Raw genomic sequence first — 18,719 nt, 5'->3', positions numbered from 1 at the left:
AACGGCGTCGACGCCGTCAGTCGAAGCGGAACGTTTCGAGGTTTCGCGGCGCGTACGTCCGAACGTCGTACTTCTGATAGAGTCCCGAGGACAGTTGGTCCGTCGACGACTCGTCGCCGTGAACGCAGATGATCTCCTCGGGCCGAGGGTTCATCGTCCCGACGAAGTTTTCGAGCCCGCTCCGATCGGCGTGGCCGGAGAACCCGCTGACCGATTCGACGTCGAATCTGAGCGTGAGCTGTTCGGATCGACTTCCCCGGTCGCTGAAGGGGATCTCCCGTCGACCGCTCTGGATCCGCCGGCCGAGCGTCCCCTGTGCCTGGTACCCGACGAAGATGAGCTGATTCTCCTCGTCGCTCCCGAGGAGCTCGAGCCACGACATAATCGGGCCGCCGGTGACCATTCCCGAGGTGGAAAGGATGATACACGGATCGTCGCCCGCGATTTGCTCGCGCATCTCTTGGCCGCCGTCGACCTGTTGGAACTGCTCGGCGAGGAAGGGATTCTCGTCCTCGTGGAGGATCCGGTCTCTGAGTCCGTCCCGGAGGAACTCGGGATAGGCCGTATGGATCGCGGTCGCCTCCCGAATCATCCCGTCGAGATAGATCGGCATCGTCGGGAGCTTCCCCTTGCGCATCGCCTCTTCGAGAACCAGCATCAGCTCCTGAGAGCGCCCGACCGCGAAGGCGGGAATGACGACTTTCCCGTCGCGGTCGTGCGTCTCGCGGATGAGTTCGATGAGTTTTCGCTCGGAGTCTTCTTGGTCGGTCTGGTAGTCGTTTCGGCCGCCGTACGTCGACTCCATCACCAGCGACTCGACGCGCGGGAAGTCGTTCGACGCCCCGTTGAACAATCGCGTGTCGTCGTAGTGGACGTCGCCGGAGAAGACGATGTTGTGGAAGCCGTCGCCGATGTGGAAGTGCGTGACCGCCGACCCGAGAATGTGTCCGGCGTTGTGGAACGTCAGTTTGATATCGGGCGCGATGTCTGTGACGTCGCCGTAATCGACCGTGATCGTGTGTTTGAGCTCCTCTCGAACCATCTCCGAGTCGTACGGCGGCGTCCGTCCCTCCTTGGCCGCGACGTCGAGATAGTCCAGTTGGAGTAAGCCCATCAGGTCTCGCGTCGGTTCGGTCGTGTAGACCGGCCCGTCGTAGCCGTACTTGAACAGCAGCGGGAGCAGCGCTGAGTGATCGAGGTGCGCGTGCGTGAGGACGACCGCGTCCAAGTCTGCGATCGGGTTGGCCTCGGGAACCTGCAAGTAGGGGACTTCGCCCTCCGCGCCGGGTTTATCGCCGCAGTCGATGAGGATGCGCGTTTCCGGGGTGCTGAGGACGAAACTCGCGCGGCCGACCTCCCGGCAGCAGCCGAGCGTCGTGACGCGAACCCACTCCGTCTCTTGGGTCTGTTCGCGATGAATTCGCTTTCCGACGCGTTCGAGGAAGTCGCGGCGGTCGTCGCGCTCCTGCATCAGGAAGTTGCGGACGTTGTCGACCGTCGAGGACTCCATCGGGGGAGTTCGGAGGACGTCCGGCGTCCAGCCGACCTCTTGGGTGATCTCCCGAAGTGTGCTCGCTCGTCGCCCGATGACGAGTCCCGGTTTCTGCGCCTCGATCAGCACCTCGCCGGTGGCGGGGTAGAACTGCAGGTTCGTGATGCCCGCGTCCTCGGGGATCATATCGAGGATCTTCGGTTTCGCCTCTGCAGGGTCCAGCTGCGTCCCCGCCGCCGGTCTGACGGTGATACGCTTCCGGAGGGTGCTGGCGAGTCGTCGAATCAGGCCGTCCCGTTCGGCGAACGCGCGCGGCGTTTCGGTGTAGATGACGAGTTCGGGCCCCTCGTAGGCGACGCGAGAGACGACGAGGTCGTCCGGAATTTCTGCTTCGAGTTTCGTTCTGACCGCTTCGAGCGGATCTGTTGTGTCGTTAGTGCTCATACATAGTGGAAAGCCGTGGGCGGGTGCCACCAAAATCTGCAGCCCCCACCACCGGAATCGTTGTTGCTGGGTCGGCGTCGAGAGCCCCGACGCGACCGAACGGACGAAATCGTTCAGGTGAGTGTTTCCGCAGCGTATATAAACGTTTTTCGCTGTCAGGGTGACGGTTCCGGTGGCGCATCCCCACGGCTTGCGAGTTGGTCGGCCCTTCGAATCGAAAGCTCTCACGCGTCAGGGGTTCGAGTTTCGAACCGACACCAGCGGTCGCGGTCGCCGTCGTTAGACGGGTAGACGCTTCGTATTCCTCGACTACGGTCCGGAAGGAGTGAATTGGAGAGCAGCTATCTCAAAAATAGCCGTTGTACTTCTCAATACTATTTTATTCAAAGATTCATTGGGAGATGAGCTTTGCATTCGAAGGGACAAGTCCACTAAGAGAGGAGCCCGTAGTACGAGGTAAGATGAACACGAGAACAGCGCATCTCGACATCACGGGGATGACCTGTGCCAACTGTTCGGCCACTGTTGGGGACGCCATCGAGTCGCTGGACGGCGTCGTCGAAGCGAACGTCAATTTCGCCACGGACGAGGGGTCCGTCGAGTACGATCCCGAAACCGTATCGCTCGCAGAGGTATACGAGGCCATCGAGGACGCGGGTTACGGCGTCGTCTCGGAGACTGTCTCGATCGCCATCTCCGATATGACGTGTTCGAACTGCGCGGACACCAACCAAGCCGCGCTGGAGGCGCTTCCGGGGGTGATTGACGCCGAGGTGAACTACGCGACCGACGAAGCCCAAGTGCGGTACAACCCAGCGGACGTCTCGCGCGAGGAGCTGTACGACGCTATCGAAGACGCGGGGTATTCGCCGGTTCGCGAGAGCGAGGCTGAAGGTGAAGCGTCCGGGGAGGACGCCCGAGACGCAGCCCGCCAAGCCGAGATCCGCAAGCAACTCCGGCTCACGCTGTTCGGGGCGGCGCTGTCGGCACCGCTTTTGTTCTTCATCGTCGACAAGTTGCTCTTCGGGGGCAGCATCCTCCCGGAGAGAGTCTTCGGCGTCGAGTTCGGCTGGGTCGAGTTCGCGCTGGCGACGCCCGTCCAACTCGTGCTCGGCTGGCCGTTCTACAAGAACTCCTACAAAGCGGTGATCAGGAACCGGCGGGCGAACATGGACGTGCTCATCGCTCTCGGCTCGACGACGGCGTACGTCTACTCGGTAGCCGTTCTCGCCGGAGCCATCGCGGGGAGCCTCTACTTCGACACGGCGGCGCTGATCTTGGTGTTCATTACGCTCGGAAACTACCTCGAAGCCCGCTCGAAGGGCCAAGCCGGGGAAGCGCTCCGAACGCTGCTGGAGATGGAAGCCGATACCGCGACACTTATCGACGAGGACGGGACCGAGCGTGAGATTCCGCTGGAAGACGTCGAGGTCGGCGACCGAATGAAAGTCCGCCCGGGCGAGCAGATCCCGACCGACGGGGTCGTCGTCGACGGACAGTCAGCCGTCGACGAATCGATGGTGACCGGCGAGTCCGTTCCCGTCGAGAAGGGAGAGGGCGACGAGGTCGTCGGCTCCACGATCAACGAGAACGGCGTCCTGATCGTCGAAGCGACCAAGGTCGGCTCCGACACCGCGCTCCAGCAGATCGTCCAGACGGTGAAAGAGGCCCAGTCACGCCAGCCCGAGATTCAGAACCTCGCCGACCGCATCTCCGCGTACTTCGTCCCCGCGGTCATCGCGAACGCCCTCGTCTGGGGCGTCGTCTGGTATCTGTTCCCCGCGACGCTCGCGGGGGTCGTCGAGTGGCTCCCCCTGTGGGGGCTCGTCGCCGGCGGCCCGGCGATCGCGGGCGGGACGGTGTCCGTGTTCGAGTTCGCGATCGTCGTGTTCGCCTCGGCCGTCCTGATCGCCTGTCCCTGTGCGTTGGGGCTCGCGACGCCGGCAGCGACGATGGTCGGCACAACCATCGGCGCGCAGAACGGCGTCCTGTTCAAGGGCGGCGACGTCCTCGAACGCGCGAAGGACGTCGACACGGTCGTCTTCGACAAGACCGGGACACTCACCGAGGGCGAGATGGAGCTCACCGACGTCATTGTCTTCGACGGGAACGGCAGTTCCGCGACAGACGGCGGGTCGGCGGCGGACAGTGGTACTTCGACGACAGACGGCGGGCAAGTCGTCGCTCGGGACTCGCTCTCAGAGGACGACGTGCTGCGGCTGGCCGCGTCGGCCGAACGCGGCAGCGAGCATCCGCTCGCCCGCGCAATCGTCGAAGGAGCCGAAGCGCGCGGGCTCGACGTGACCGAACCCGAGGCGTTCGAAAACGTCCCTGGACACGGGGTCCGGGCGACGATCGAGGGCGAGGAGGTGCTGGTCGGCAACCGAAAGCTGCTCGAAGATAACGGCGTCGACCCGTCTTCCGCGGCGGAGACGATGGAGCGACTCGAACGCGAGGGGAAGACCGCGATGCTCGTCGCCCGTCTGCCGACCGCCGGGAACGGTGGCGTGAGCAACGGTGAACTCGTCGGCGTCGTCGCCGACGCGGACACGATCAAACCGAGTGCGAAAGATGCCGTGAGTCAACTTCGCGAGCGCGGAATCGACGTGATGATGATCACCGGCGACAACGAGCGAACCGCTCGCGCCGTGGCCGACAAAGTCGGGATCGATCCCGAAAACGTCCGCGCGGAGGTCCTTCCGGAGGACAAATCCGACGCGGTCGAGGCGATTCAAGACGAGGGCCGGAAGGCGATGATGGTCGGCGACGGCGTCAACGATGCCCCCGCGCTGGCGGTGGCCCACGTCGGCACCGCCATCGGCTCGGGAACTGACGTCGCCATCGAAGCCGCGGACGTGACGCTGATGCGCGACGACCCGGTGGACGTCGTGAAGGCGATCCGGATCTCCGATGCGACGTTGCAGAAAATCAAACAGAACCTCGTCTGGGCGCTCGGCTACAACACCGCGATGATCCCGTTGGCCTCGCTCGGATTGCTCCAGCCAGTACTCGCCGCCGGAGCGATGGCGTTCTCGTCGGTGTCGGTCCTGACGAACAGCCTGCTGTTCAGAAGCTACACGCCCGATCACGACTACGAGCTGCTCGGACGGCTCCGCTGATCCGAAGTCGTAGGACCGAAAGCGGTCCGTGCGGATCCGAAACCGCGTCAACGACATCGCGACACACCAGTATGTCCGCTGTTACGATCGGGCGGGCGTTAGCGCACTGCGTTGTCGTCGATGATCTCGCGCGCTGATTCGAGCAGCTCGTCCGCGGTCCGTTCCGCTCGGGCTTCGGCGGTCACTCGAACGAGCGGTTCTGTTCCGCTCGGTCTGACGAGGAACCACCCGTCGTCGGTCTCGACGCGAAGCCCGTCGATGGTGTCGATGTCAACGTATCGTTCGCGAAGTTCCGCCTCGATCGCGTCCATCGATGCCGCTCGATCCCCGACGGAGACGTTCTCGCGACGGGTGACGTACGAATCAGTCGGAATCTCGTCGACGAGCGTGCCGAGTGAGTCGTGTCGCTGGACGAGCGCTGCGAGACTGAGGGCGGCGAGGTGGCCGTCCGGCGCGAGCGTCTGATCGGGCCAGATCCACGCGCCCGAGGGCTCCCCGCCGAAGACGAATCCGTCACGTGACGCCGCTTCTGCGATGTGGACATCGCCGACGGGCGTGTACGCAACGTCGCCGCCGGCGCGTTGGACTGTATCGGCGACGACGAGGCTCGTGTCGACGGGAACGGCGACGGATGGACGGGGTGTGTCACCGGTCGCAGGGGAGTTCACATCTTCTGCCGCCTCGCGTGCGAACAGCGCCAACAGCACGTCCCCGGGGACGTATTCCCCGTCTGCGGTGACGGCGACCATCCGGTCGGCGTCGCCGTCGTGGGCGATTCCGAGGTCCGCGTCGAGCGACGGGACGGCGGACTGCAGCGCGGTGAGCGTTTCGGCGTTCGGTTCGCTCTTTCGCGCCGGGAAGCGACCGTCGGGTTGGGCGTCGAGGGTGTGTACCGTCGCGCCCAACGCATAGAGCGCGTCGACGGTGACCCGGCCGGTTCCGTTCCCGAGGTCCACGACGACCGTGAGGTCTTCGAGCGGATCGTTCGGCGAGTCGCCCGTGGGTTGGTCCGGAGATCCGTCCGGTTCCGAGAACGTCGAAACGAGATGTTCGACGTGACGCGAAGACGCGTCGTCGACACCTCGTTCCTTGCCGAACTCGTCCCACGGTGCCGACTCGACGGCGTCGTTCGTGAGCCGTTCTTCTACCGCGTCGGTCTGCGTCGGCGTGAACGCCTGTCCCGACGGGTTCCAGAGTTTGATCCCGTTGTCGGGTGCGGGGTTGTGTGACGCGGTGACACCGACACCGGCATCGGCTCCGAACCACTGGACACTCCTCGCGAGCGTCGGCGTCGAGACGATCCCCAGACGCATCACGTCAGTCCCGCACTCGCGTAGTCCAGCAGAGAGCGCGTCGGCGAGAACTGACCCAGTTCCGCGAACGTCGCGTCCGACAACGACGGTGTCAGCCTCCGCCGCGACGGCTCGTCCGACATCGAGTGCGAGTCGCGCGTTCACTTCTTCGCCGACCGGTCCACGGATCCCACTCGTCCCGAACATATAGACGCGTACAAAGACAGGCTGACGCGTGATAAGCCGTCTGGTCGGACAAAGAAACGGTAACAGCGGACGCAGTGGGGTTCGACTGCACGCTGTACCCCTCGATGTCCGTTGTTAATCGATCAGGGCACACCACAATGTCCTGAGAAATGTGAGGCACACGCCACGAAGTCCGGAGAAAACATATGGGCTCAGAGAACGGCAGAAGTAGAAAAGAGAACTACGGACATTGTGGTGTGTTGGGTGGGTGAAATTGTACGTGAGATGGGAAGATAGTGGACGAACAATTCGATTTTACGAGCCGATGAGGACTCGACTCAGACCTCAGAGAAGTCCTCGAGCGTCGGTGCTTCTTGGCTGTCCTCGGAGTCGACGTAGGACGTGATCGAATCGTGAACTCCCACGACTTCGACGGTGTCCATCATCGCCGAGAGGATCAACTCGACGTCCATATCGAGCGCGTATTCGCGATACGTCCCGCCACGTCGTCCCTCGTTCCGTTCGGTGACGGAGACGATGCCGAGCATCGCCAACTCGCTCAGATGATCTCGCATCCGACGCGGAACGAGGGGATCGCGATTGGCGAGTTCGGTAAACCGCGTATACCGTGGCCTGACGTCGCGGGAGCGAATCGGAGCTTGATCCTCGAGATCCAGCGTCAAGAGGGCGTATAAAACCAAGTGGCCGTGTTCGGTGAGGCCGTTGATCCCTTCCTTGATTCGACCGCGTTCGAGCGCGCGCCGACCGCGACGAACGTGTGCTTCGGTCACGGTAGCTGTCTCTTCGTCTCGAGCGAGATCGCCGGCTTTCATCAGGAGGTCGATCGACTGTCGAGCGTCACCCGCGTCCTTCGCTCCGTAGGCCGCACAAAGCGGAATAGCTTCGTCGCTGAGGACGTCGTCGTGGAACGCCACATCGCTTCGCTGTTCGAGGATCGCGCGGAGGTTCTCGGCGTTGTACGCGGGGAAGTGGATCTCCTGCTCACAGAGGGAGCTTTTCACCTTCGGCGAGAGGTCGTCACGGAACGAGAAGTCGTTTGAGATGCCGATGAGACCGATTTTGGCCACTTCGAGGTCGCCGTTCGCGCGGGCTCTCGGGAGCTGATAGAGGATGCTATCGTCGTTGACGTGATCGATCTCGTCGAGGACGACGAGAACGGTCCCGCCGCGGTCGTCGAGGTCCTCCCAGAGCATCTCGTAGACGGAGGCCAGCGGATATCCCGTCGTCGAAATTTGGTTGGCCTCCGAACGGAGATTGTTGACGAGACGGGTCGCGATCTGGTAAGAACTCGTGAGCCCGTCGCAGTTCAGAAAGATGACGGAGAGGTCGATATCGTCGTACTGAGCAGCGTCCTCTTTGAGATGAGCCAGTAAGTACTTGGTAGCTGCCGTCTTTCCGACGCCTGTTTTCCCGTACAGAAAGATGTTATTCGGCTGTTCGCCGTTGATCACGGGTTGCAGCGCCGCCTGATACGTCTGTAGTTCTTCGTCCCGACCGACGAGCGCTTCGGGTTGGTAGTCCTCCCGTAAGGCGTCCCGATCGCGGTAAATATCGTTGTCCCGCTCGAAGAGGACCATTACGTCTCCCGTTTCGTAGACAGGATTAATAAAACCACCGTGTCCGGAGTGTCCGCTGTTCTTATTGAAATAAATGCGGGGAGTAACACCCCCCCTCCACTATGTCCGCGGTTGTTGCGTGAGAGCAGGGGGAGGAGGTCGAACGGAGTTAATAGAAACATAAAGTTTTATTTGTTGTTGGGTATTATTGGTCCGTGGCCTTAGATAGCTTCGGTTGAGTGTGATTACATTTGATTCTTTCTTCGAGTTCGTTTCGAGCTTTCACCCCCTGTTGCGTTGCTTGACGGTTTGCGGATGGACCGTTCACCGACAACAGCGGACATAGTGGAGGGGGAGGGGAGGTGCACGTGGGAGCAACCGGGATGAGAATGCCCTCGGGAACAAGTCCGACTGTTCGGATCCGCGAATTTGTTTTTTTCGGCATCACTTTTTGACATAACTTTTCGACATCACCTTTCCCATTCCGTCTGTAGTTACGATCGCGATTGCGTGTGCAGAACACTATTTGTCTAACCACCGAGATAGTACCCCTTAGACGCAGTATTGTACAATAACAGCGGACGTAGTGGTGTCTATCGAGAACTGCTATCGGGGTTGCTCTGGGGTGATACACTCCGTGTTGGTCATATGGTCGATCCACAGTAACAACTCACGAATGAGTGTATTCAGTTGTTGTCGCCTCTAACGGCGGACATCGTGGTGTCCTTGAGAGACGCTGCAGCCGGTTGCTTGAGATCGAGAGGACCTGACTACGGGATCGAGAGAACCTAACTACCGGATTAAGTAAACTCAATCAATGGGGTTGATCGAGGGACCGAGCATATGCAAACCGATCACGCGTGTTTCGATTATCTTTCCACCCCCCACATTTCGTGAGTACTGCGGACATAGTGGAGGGGGTGTGTAACCAACACCGATACAAACCTTAACTCGGTACCGCGTTTACTTGTTGTACGAATCGGGGATCAGTACCACGCCGTGTCGCTTGACAAAGCGGGTGACGACCGACTCGATGCGTTCGAGCGCCGAGGAGATCGACGAGGCTGGCAGATAGAAGTCTGTCTCTTCTGAATCGGTTCGAGTTCGTTCGAATTCGTTGGCTGTTGCCATTGTATATTCTACTCTGTGCCCTATGCCCCTGAGGCTTTCTCAGTACTCATCAAGGTATTTTTACCTTATATCCATCCTTCACGATTTATGTTGTATCTATATGCCACTACTATGCGTTGGTGTCGAATTCAATACAGTCAGTCTGATAGTACCTCGATGAGGTTACCCTCTGGATCGCGGATGAAGAAGATCGTCGTCCCGCTCTCTGTGGTCTGCGGTTCACTCACTGTCTCCACGTCGCTCGATAGGGAGTCGTAGTACGCTGTCACGTCGTCAACGGTAAGTGCGAGATGAGTAGCTCCCGGTCGGTCGATTCGAGAATATTCCTGTGGCTCGCCAGTCGAATTGTACGAAACGAGTTCGACTCTGAGATCCCCTGCATCGAGGTGGACGAACGACGCTTGGGCGTTTTCAATGCCGACACCGGTCGAGAACGCGTCGCCGCCGACGGAAAACCGAGCCAGCTCTGGTAATCCTAACGTATCCCGGTAGAACGCTACGGAACGGTCGAGATCGGCGACAGTCACCCCGACGTGATGCGCTGTCAGTTCGGACATACTGTCCCTCCGTGTAATCCTGACATACTGGCTCTCTGTAATACCGAATGAAAGACTCGTCGAACGATGGCCACAATCTATCCGAGCCGGTGTGGATCGGTCATCTACGTTGCCGTGTCACTAGCCATCGAAGGCGTACCATAAACGCGAACAACCGATTGTTGTCCACGCTGTACTTCCTCGAATCCAGCCAGAGCGGCGGACGTTCAGCGTCCTACGCAAGGTTTTTGGCCGTTCACGACCCACCTCCGGTAGCAAATGCCAAGTCACGTGTCGTGACTATCGGCGGGAGTACTTCGTATCAGATGAGCGAAATCACGGTCGTCACTGAACGAGAGGAGTTCGTCGAGGTCGCTGCCTCCGCGCCCGACGGGGCTCGCATCCCGGTCGAAGTTCGAACCGTCGTTTCCGACCCGTTCGAGGCGTATCGACGCGTTTGCGGTTCCGACACCGACGGCGTTTATCTCGAAACCACCGGAGGGCAGTCCGGGTGGGGATATTTCGCTATCGACCCCGTCGAACGAGTGGAAATCCCCGCTGACTCGGAGGAAGCTTCCGCGGATTCGGGGGAAGCTCACGGCGCTACGCCGACTCTCGACGCGATCGACTCGCTCCTCGATCGCGAGTTGCTCGTTCGTGGCAGTTGTGAGGTCCCGTATCCGTGCGGCGCGTTCGGCTGGCTCGCCTACGACGTCGCCCGAGAGCTCGAAACGCTCCCCGAGACGACCGAAAGCGACGGTCTCCCTCGGCTTCAACTCGGAGTTTTCGACCGCGTTGTCGCGTGGAAGGAACCGCGTGATGACGCTGAGGGCGTCGAACTCCGAATTACGGTCTGTCCCGTCGTGTGCGACGATCACGAGGCCTCCTGCGGTGACGATCAGGAGCACACCGGCGACACTGAAACTACTAGCGATCACGAGGCGACGTACGAAACCGCGCTCGAGCGAGCGACCGCGTTGGCGGAGGCGGTGCACTCGGAGCCAGAAGCGACGCCGACACCGCCGGTACACGCGGGCAGCGCCACGTTCGAGAGCGAGTGCGGCGAAGCGGCCTTCGCCGATCGCGTCAGCGCGATCAAACAGTACATCCGCGACGGAGACACGTTCCAGACGAACGTCTCACACCGGCTCGTCGCGCCGGCAGCCGTCCATCCGGTAGACGCCTTCGATGCGCTCCGACGCGTGAATCCCGCCCCCTATTCGGGATTGCTAGAATTCCCGGGTGTCGATCTCGTCAGCGCGAGCCCGGAACTGCTCTTGGAAGTCGACGGCGACCGCCTCATCACCGAACCGATCGCGGGAACGCGACCGCGCGGAGAGACTCCCGAAGAAGACGCCGAGTTGGAGGCCGACCTGCTTGCGAACGAGAAAGAGCGGGCCGAGCACGCGATGCTCGTCGATCTCGAACGCAACGATCTCGGGAAAGTCAGCGAGTACGGCACTGTCGAGGTATCGGAGTACCGCCGGATCGACCGCTACTCGGAGGTGATGCACCTCGTTTCGCTCGTCGAAGGCGTTCGCCGCCCGGAGACGACCATCGCGGACGCCGTCGCTGCGGTGTTCCCCGGCGGAACCATCACCGGTGCGCCGAAACCCCGAACGATGGAGATCATCGACGAAGTCGAAAGGACCCGACGCGGGCCTTACACCGGTAGCATCGGGATCTTCGGTTTCGACGACCGGGCGACGTTGAACATCGTCATTCGCACGCTCGTTCGACGCGGCGGGGACTATCGGCTCCGCGTCGGTGCCGGCATCGTTCACGACTCCGTCCCCGAAGACGAGTACCAAGAGACGCTCGATAAGGCCCGCGCACTCATCAACGCCGTCGACGAGGCGCTCGGAGCGCAGGCCTCGTTCGCCGTCGAGGGTACCGATCGAGCGCAATCGAACAACGAATCGGACGACCCGCGGCCGCTCGGGGTAGACGAGTCGCGATGATCCTCATCATCGACAACTACGACTCGTTCGCCTACAACCTCGTTCAGTACGTCGGCGAGTTCGAGGACGTCGTAGTGCGTCGAAACGACGCCATCGATGTCGCCGGCGTCCGTGAACTCGATCCCGACGGTATCGTCGTCTCTCCCGGCCCGGGAACGCCGCAACAGGCCGGGATTTCGATGGCGATTTTCGCGGAGACCGACTATCCGGCGCTGGGCGTCTGTCTCGGCCACCAAGCGCTCTGTGCGGCCCACGGTGCGCCAGTCGGCCACGCACCGGACGTCGTCCACGGGAAGCCATCGCTCGTGCGCCACGACGGGAGCAGCCTGTACGAGGGAGTCGACGAGACGTTCGAGGTCGGTCGGTACCACTCGCTGGCGGTCGAACCCGGTCACATCCCCGACGTTCTCGTCGAAACCGCTGCGACGGACGACGAGCAGGGTGTCGTGATGGGTGTCGAGCACGTTGAGAAACCCCACTACGGCGTGCAGTTCCACCCCGAGAGCATCCTCACCGACGCCGGAAAGCGGATCGTCGAGAACTTCTGTCGATCCATCGCAACCTCGTAAGCCGGGGTCGAACGGGCGCTTCACCCTCGTACGTCGGCTGTCGTATCTCCGCGCGCCGCGTCGACGAGCTACTTCTCGCGGTCCGGCGGATCGACGTCGTGATGCAGTTCGATCGTCGGCAGGCGCTCTCCGGCGCGACGGATCAGTGACGTGTGGCCCTGCCCTCGTTCGTCACGTGTGCACGCGAGCGCGAGCCCGGCCATCGCGACGAGAGCCAGCACGGCGAAGGGAGCACCCGTCAGAACCGCGAGCGCCTGCAGCGTTTCGGCACCGCCGAGGAGAATCACTCCGAGCGCGACGGCGGCCTGAAACGCTCCCCAGAGCGCAATGGCACCGCGAGAGGGGGCGACGCCCCGACGGGACGAGAGGATCGCGGCGATCAGCGTCGACGTGTCGGCCGAGGTGACGATGAAGACGACGATGAGAGCCAAGAACAGAAACAACAGGAGGTCACCGAGCGGCAGCGCCGACAGCAGCGGGAATCCGGCGACCGCTTCCGATCCGCCACGCGCGCCGATAGCCCCGAGGACATCCACCTGTCCGCTGTGCTGCATCGACAGCGACGTGCCCCCGACGACGAGAAACCACGCCATCGTCGCCGCCGAGGTCGCTCCGACGGTCGTCAGTACGACCGTTCGGATCCGTCGCCCGCGAGAGAGCGCGGCGAGGAACGTTCCGGCGAACGGGGCCCACGAGAACCACCACGCCCAGTTCCAGACGGTCCACTCGGTCGCCCACGACCCCGACATCACGAGACTCATCGGGACGAAGTTGATCAGATAGGATCCGACGGCGTCCGCTCCGCGGCTCACAACGAAACCGCGGGGGCCGACTGCGAACAGGATGAGTGCGAACACCGCGAACAGGAGGACACAGACGCCTGCGATCCGCCGTATTCCGCGGTGGAGGCCGGTTACGGCCGACAACACGTAGACGGCCGCGAGTCCCCCGACGAAGAGCACGGGCGCTGTCGGACCGGTCGACACGCTCCACTGGAACTCGACGCCGGTCAGAAACTGCTGGGAGACGAGGGCGATCGATGTCGCGATGCCGCCGATCGTCGCGAACACCGCCATCGTGTCGACGGCTCGCCCCCAGAGTGAATCGAGTCCGTCGACGCCCAGAAACGGCGTCAGAATCGACGACACACGAAGCGGGGCGTCGCGCTCGAACACGAAGTACGCGATGGGGATCCCGACCACCGCGTACGCGCTCCACGCGGTGAGGCCCCAGTGAAAGAGAGCGTACGTGAGCGCCACGTCGATCGCGGCGTCCGACTGCGGCCCAACGTCGAATAGCGGCGGCGGCGTTTGATAGTGAAAGAGCGCCTCCGCGGGGCCCCAGAACACGATACCCGCGGCGATACCGGCGGTGAAGACGAGCGCGAAGTACGTGGGGAACGTGTAGGTCGGCTCGACGTCGTCCCCGCCGAGTTTGATGTCGCCCCACGAGCCGAAAAAGAGGAACGCACAGAAGACGACCGCGAGGAACACCGTCCCGACCAGAAGCGGTCCGACGCCGCGGAGGACGCTATCGGTGGCCACTCCGACGGCCGCGGTCGTCTCAGCGGGTGCGACCGTCTGAAGGACGAAATACAGCGCGAACACGCCGATCGGAAACCCGAGGACGACCGGATCGTGCATTCTGATGAGATTCGAGAGGATCGACGGGACCGATTCTCGCCGGATCCGAAGCAGCGACGAACCCGACGACCCCGCCTCCGTTCCCTCGTACGGGAGCGACGCGAGGTACCCGAGACCGGACCCGAAAAACAGGAGCGAGACGAGGAGCCACGAGCGACCGGTGATCGCGTCCCCGACGATCGACGGGAAGAAGAACCCAACGAGTACGATCGCTCCAGATCCGACAAACGCGATCGAAAGGGCCCGGGTCAGCATCTGTGACGACTCGGGGTCGGCGGTCCCACTCATACGTGTCTTGTTAGCACGAATCGGTATTATTCTATGGACCCACAGGAACCCGGACTCACTAGCAGTGGCACGTCCGAAAGTGGTGCGTTTGGGTCCTCACTCGTCGGACCCGCCGGACTCCGCGCTCGACGATGAATCGATGTCGTTCTCGACGTCGTCCGTCTGGCCATCGAGCAGCGATTCCCCGAGCAGTCGGCCGCCGATCGCACGCAAATCGATGATCTCGTCCGCCCCGACGGCGTCCAACTTCTCGACGTGCGTCTCCTCGTTCGCCACCGCGACGATCCGAACGTCGGGGTTGACGTTTCGGGTCGCCAGCACCGCGAGCACGTTTCTCGCGTCGTCGTCGCTCGCGACAGCGACGCCGCTCGCGACGTCGACGCGCACGTCCCGCAGTGCGGATTCGTCGGTTGGATCGTCGGTCAGTACCTCGATTCCAGCGTCCGACAGACGCGAAGCCGCGTCGGCGTCAGACGTCACGACGACCACGTCCGTTTCGCCGCCGACGCTGTCGAGGAACGATTCGGTCACGTCACCGTACCCGAGGACGACCGCGTGGTCCTCGAGCAGTGAGAGTTCTGATGCAGTCATTGTTCCGAATGCAGCGGCCATCCGCGATTCGATCGCCGGTCCGATGAGCGCCCCGACGGCGACGGTGAACGCGCCGGTTCCGAACAGGATCACCGACAGCGAGAACAGTTTCGCCTCGAGGGTGATCGGCGTGATATCGCCGTAGCCGACGGTCGCGATGGTGACGACGACGTAGTAGAACGCGTCGCCCCAGCCGTCCAATTCGAGGAACTGTCCCCGAAGCCCGTACGCGCCGACGGTCCCGTAGAGGCCGACGCCGACGATGGCCGCGATGGCCGCGATCTGAAACGACGAGAGGTCGACGCGCTGTTCGAACCCCTCGCGGTTGAGCGCGAGCAGCGGAATCGCCGACAGGCTGAGCACGAAAAGCGGGAGCTCGGTCGCCCTCCCGGTCACCAACGGGAGGAGCACTAACCCCGGGAGCAGCGCCAGCGCCGCGTTCCATGCGATCCGCTTTCGCCGCTGGAGGCCGACCGTGACCAGTCCCAGCGGGAAGGCGAACAACACGCCGGCGAACCTTGCGAACCCCTCCGCCATCGGGACGACCGTCGCGAGCGGTCCCTCGACGGCGGGATCCGGTTGACTGAGGTTCGAGAGGCCGGTTACGAACGCCAGTACGGTTACGACGGCTACCAGCGCAACGGCCGATTTGACACCGGTGAATTCCCTCCACGCGACGAGCGGGACCCGATCCGCCGGATAAAACACCTCCTCGAACGGGCGTTCGTCGGACTCCCCTTGTGAGTCAACCACTCTCATAGATACTGGAAGACGGAATAAAACTGTACTGTTACATTTTCTACCAATTGCGGTTCATCGGTAGTCTGATTATTTCCGTCTACGTAGGGTGAATATGCGCATTATTCGACAAGTAAGCAGACAGTCCCAACCGTCGAAGGTCAATGTTCCGGGTGTCGACGCGTGAACCCGGCGATCGTCTTCGGTTTCGGGACGATGCTCGCGTGGGGGTTTTGGATCACGTTCGGCGACGTCGCATCGAACAGCATCGACCCGGAGATGGCCGCGTTCGTCTCGTATCTCACCGCGACGATCGTGGCGGGGGCATACGTCGTGGTCTCCGACGCGTCAGTCGCGGTCACGAATCGCGGGCTCCTCTTTTCAGCGATCGCCGGCGTCGCCGCGGCAATCGGCGTCCTATCGACGTTCATCGGTGTCACCGTCGGATCGACGGCGATCGTCTCGACGATCGGCGGGATGTACTTCGTGACCGCCGCCGTGATCAGCATCGTCGCGCTCGGAGAACCGTTTTCGATGCAGAAAGTCGCCGGCATCGGACTCGCGCTCGTCGCCATCGTCGTCATCAACCAGTGAGACGGCCGTTATCGATCAGTCTACTGTCGTTATCGACCAACTCACTGTCGTCACCAGTCAACGACAGTCTCTGACCCAACCTCTCGGTTCCCGTTCACGTTGTGCCTCGCCCGACTCGAGCAACCGAGTTTTAAGGCGATCGACGGGGTAGCCCGTGACGTATGAAACGGACCATCAGCACGGACGACGCCCCGGCCGCAGTGGGCGCGTACAGCCAAGCGACGACGAACGGGAGCCTCCTGATCACGGCGGGACAGCTCCCGCTGACGGTCGACGGCGAACTCCTCGACGACGAATCGGTCGCCGACCAGACGCGACAGTGTATGCGCAACGTCGAGGCCATCCTCGAATCGGAGGGGCTCTCGCTCTCGGACCTGTTGAAGACGACTGTCTTCCTCGACGATATCGACGACTTCGACGAGTTCAACGAGGCCTACAGCGAGTTCTTCGACGAGGAACCGCCGGCGAGAAGCGCCGTCGGCGCGGGCGCGGTCCCGAAGGGTGCGGCCGTCGAGATCGAAGCGATCGCGACGACCGAGTAACTCCCGCTGCGAACTGAAAACCGAAAATTCCCGCTCGACAAACGTGGCGTTTCGATCCCCCTTTTCCCGTTGTACTGGCTGACTGACCGTCGAGACTGACTGAGACCGCCCCATAGCAAACGCTTAATGAGTCTTCGCCTGCTATCACCTCTCGAATGACTGATGCGGCCCCATCGCACGTCCTCCACGTCGATCTCTCCGCGGAGGCGATCCACCGCGAACCGATCCCGGAGCGGTGGCTGACGGAGTACGTCGGCGGCAAGGGACTCGGGGCCCGCTACCTCTATGACCGACTCGCTCCCGGGACGGACCCGCTCGGCCCCGACAACTACCTGTTGTTTATGCTCGGTCCGCTGAGCGGGCTGCTCCCGGGTGAGCCGCAGTTCGCGGCGATCACCCGCTCGCCGCTGACGGGGACGTTCCTCGACTCCTACAGCGGCGGGAACTTCGCGTCGGCGCTCGTCGGTGCCCTCGACGGGGCGCTCGGTATCGCCGTCACCGGCCGATCCGACGAGCCGCAGGTCCTCGAAATCGAGGACGGCGAGGCGACGCTCTCGCCCGCGGGGGACCTCTGGGGCCGCGACGTCGTCGAGACCTGTGGGACGTTCGACGGCGCGGTCGCCTGCGTCGGTCCGGCGGGCGAGAACCGCGTACGGTACGCGACGGTCGCCTCCGACGGCGGTGATCACCACGCCGGTCGCGGGGGCGCGGGCGCGGTGATGGGCGCGAAGGGACTGAAGGCGGTCGTGGCTCGCGGTTCCGTCCCGCAACCCGCGCCGGCGGTCACGTCGCTCCAAGCGACGTACGAGCGCCGGTTCCGCGAGACCGATGTCGGCCGCTGGCACGCGGCGAGCGCAACGCTCGAAACCGTCGACTTCGCCGACGAGGTCGGCGTCCTCTCGACCCGCGGCTGGCAGGAAGGCTCCTTCGAGGGCGCAGAGAACATCGGCATCGACGCCGTTCGCGACGCGGCGGTCGACCGCGAGCGCGGCGGGGAACGCGAAATTCCGGGCGGCTTCCGCGTTGAGACCTCGACGGGCGAGTCGGTGCCGCGCGGCGCGACGCCGATGTCCTTGGGCGCGGGACTCGGCATCGACGACTTCGACGCCGTCGCCGCGCTCGGTCAGGTATGTGACCGACTCGGCCTCGACGTCATCAGCGCGGGCAACGCCGTGGCGTGGACGGTTCGAGCGACTGCGGACGGAATCGTCGACCCGACAACCGAGTTCGACACGGAGTCGACGTTCGACTTCGGCGACGAACAGGCGGCCCGGCGACTCATCGAGTCGATCGCGACGCGCAATTCCGACCTCGGTGACGCGCTGGCCGACGGCGTCGAGGCCGCGGCGGACCAACTCGGTGGCGCGGAGCTCGTCCCGACGATCAAGTCGATGGAGCTCCCGGCGTACGATCCCCGCGGATCGCCTACGACGGCACTCGCGTACGCGACGAGCGACCGCGGCGCGTGTCACAGACGGTCGCTTCCGGCCGAGACCGAGGTCTTCGAGGGCGACTCGTGGGACGACGCCGACAGGGTCCGATTGGTGATGCGCGAACAGACGATCACGGCGGTCCTCTGGAGTCTGATCGCCGACGACTTCGCCGGCGCGGTGCTGGAAGACGACCTTGGCGCTGAGTGGCTCTCTGCCGTGGACACGCCCGCCCCGGACGACCCGGCGGAACTGCTCCGCGTCGGCGAACGAACGTGGACGCTGACGCGCCTGTTCAACGTCCGCGAGGGGTTCGACGCGGCGGACGAGACGCTTCCGTCCGTGTTCGAGCGACCGCTCGCGGGCGGCCCCGCAGCGGGGAACGCGATCGACACCAACTGGTTCGACGGCCTCCGCCGCCGGTACTACGCCGCGCGCGGCTGGAGCGACGACGGGATCCCCACGCGCGGGCTCCTCGACCGCCTGAACCTCTCGGACGTCGTCGACGACGACACGCCGGTCGCCCGCGACTCGATCGCACGCTGTAGCGACTGATCGCCCGATTCGGCGCACGGGTGCTGTATCG

13 protein-coding genes are annotated in these 18,719 nt (G+C 63.1%); 6 read left to right on the top strand and 7 right to left on the bottom strand.

Annotation, left to right across the window (positions count from 1 at the left end; all coding sequences use genetic code 11):
• Nucleotides 1-16: 16 nt before the first annotated feature.
• Nucleotides 17-1,936, bottom strand: coding sequence for a beta-CASP ribonuclease aCPSF1 (locus U5919_RS08965; protein WP_336023732.1), 1,920 nt, complete (start codon nucleotides 1,934-1,936; stop codon nucleotides 17-19).
• A gap of 461 nt (nucleotides 1,937-2,397) precedes the next feature.
• Between U5919_RS08965 and U5919_RS08960 the strand changes: the two genes are divergently transcribed.
• Complete coding sequence (locus tag U5919_RS08960; RefSeq protein ID WP_336023730.1) at nucleotides 2,398-5,055, top strand: heavy metal translocating P-type ATPase; 2,658 nt, start codon at nucleotides 2,398-2,400, stop codon at nucleotides 5,053-5,055.
• 98 nt (nucleotides 5,056-5,153) lie between these two features.
• On the opposite strand, the gene glmM is transcribed toward U5919_RS08960, so the two are convergent.
• From glmM to U5919_RS08940, 4 genes are all read right to left on the bottom strand, one after another.
• Nucleotides 5,154-6,554, bottom strand: coding sequence for a phosphoglucosamine mutase (glmM, locus tag U5919_RS08955; RefSeq protein WP_336023729.1), 1,401 nt, complete (start codon nucleotides 6,552-6,554; stop codon nucleotides 5,154-5,156).
• A gap of 317 nt (nucleotides 6,555-6,871) precedes the next feature.
• Nucleotides 6,872-8,131 (bottom strand): orc1/cdc6 family replication initiation protein, encoded by a 1,260-nt coding sequence (locus tag U5919_RS08950; RefSeq protein WP_336023728.1) that lies wholly within the window; start codon nucleotides 8,129-8,131, stop codon nucleotides 6,872-6,874.
• Nucleotides 8,132-9,073: 942 nt separating this feature from the next.
• Nucleotides 9,074-9,241: a hypothetical protein gene (locus tag U5919_RS08945; RefSeq protein WP_336023727.1), complete on the bottom strand. Its 168-nt coding sequence runs from the start codon at nucleotides 9,239-9,241 to the stop codon at nucleotides 9,074-9,076.
• 137 nt (nucleotides 9,242-9,378) lie between these two features.
• Nucleotides 9,379-9,798, bottom strand: a complete 420-nt coding sequence (locus tag U5919_RS08940) for a VOC family protein (protein ID WP_336023726.1) — start codon at nucleotides 9,796-9,798, stop codon at nucleotides 9,379-9,381.
• A 305-nt stretch (nucleotides 9,799-10,103) separates the two neighbouring features.
• Between U5919_RS08940 and U5919_RS08935 the strand changes: the two genes are divergently transcribed.
• Together U5919_RS08935 and U5919_RS08930 are read left to right on the top strand one after the other, a co-directional pair.
• Complete coding sequence (locus U5919_RS08935) at nucleotides 10,104-11,738, top strand: anthranilate synthase component I family protein (RefSeq protein ID WP_336023725.1); 1,635 nt, start codon at nucleotides 10,104-10,106, stop codon at nucleotides 11,736-11,738.
• Nucleotides 11,735-12,307, top strand: coding sequence for an anthranilate synthase component II (locus tag U5919_RS08930; protein WP_336023723.1), 573 nt, complete (start codon nucleotides 11,735-11,737; stop codon nucleotides 12,305-12,307). Before U5919_RS08935 ends, U5919_RS08930 begins: the two co-directional genes overlap by 4 nt.
• A gap of 68 nt (nucleotides 12,308-12,375) precedes the next feature.
• Here U5919_RS08930 and U5919_RS08925 read toward each other — a convergent pair whose 3' ends face one another.
• Both U5919_RS08925 and U5919_RS08920 read right to left on the bottom strand, forming a co-directional pair.
• Nucleotides 12,376-14,238, bottom strand: a complete 1,863-nt coding sequence (locus tag U5919_RS08925) for a BCCT family transporter (protein ID WP_336023721.1) — start codon at nucleotides 14,236-14,238, stop codon at nucleotides 12,376-12,378.
• A 96-nt stretch (nucleotides 14,239-14,334) separates the two neighbouring features.
• Nucleotides 14,335-15,582 carry an NAD-binding protein gene (locus tag U5919_RS08920; protein WP_336023719.1) on the bottom strand — a complete coding sequence of 416 codons (1,248 nt, stop codon included), beginning with the start codon at nucleotides 15,580-15,582 and terminating at the stop codon, nucleotides 14,335-14,337.
• 168 nt (nucleotides 15,583-15,750) lie between these two features.
• Here U5919_RS08920 and U5919_RS08915 point away from each other — a divergent pair, with 168 nt between their 5' ends.
• From U5919_RS08915 to U5919_RS08905, 3 genes are all read left to right on the top strand, one after another.
• A complete protein-coding gene (locus U5919_RS08915; protein WP_336023717.1) occupies nucleotides 15,751-16,161 on the top strand; it encodes an EamA family transporter in 411 nt (136 codons plus the stop codon).
• 161 nt (nucleotides 16,162-16,322) lie between these two features.
• Nucleotides 16,323-16,703, top strand: coding sequence for a Rid family detoxifying hydrolase (locus tag U5919_RS08910; protein WP_336023716.1), 381 nt, complete (start codon nucleotides 16,323-16,325; stop codon nucleotides 16,701-16,703).
• A 155-nt stretch (nucleotides 16,704-16,858) separates the two neighbouring features.
• Nucleotides 16,859-18,688 carry an aldehyde ferredoxin oxidoreductase family protein gene (locus U5919_RS08905; protein ID WP_336023715.1) on the top strand — a complete coding sequence of 610 codons (1,830 nt, stop codon included), beginning with the start codon at nucleotides 16,859-16,861 and terminating at the stop codon, nucleotides 18,686-18,688.
• The last annotated feature ends 31 nt before the right edge of the window (nucleotides 18,689-18,719 follow it).

The organism is Halobellus sp. LT62 (assembly GCF_037031285.1).
Lineage (GTDB): Archaea > Halobacteriota > Halobacteria > Halobacteriales > Haloferacaceae > Haloquadratum > Haloquadratum salinisoli.
The sequence above is the reverse complement of the archived record's forward strand: the minus strand, read 5'-3'. Positions and strand labels throughout refer to the sequence as shown.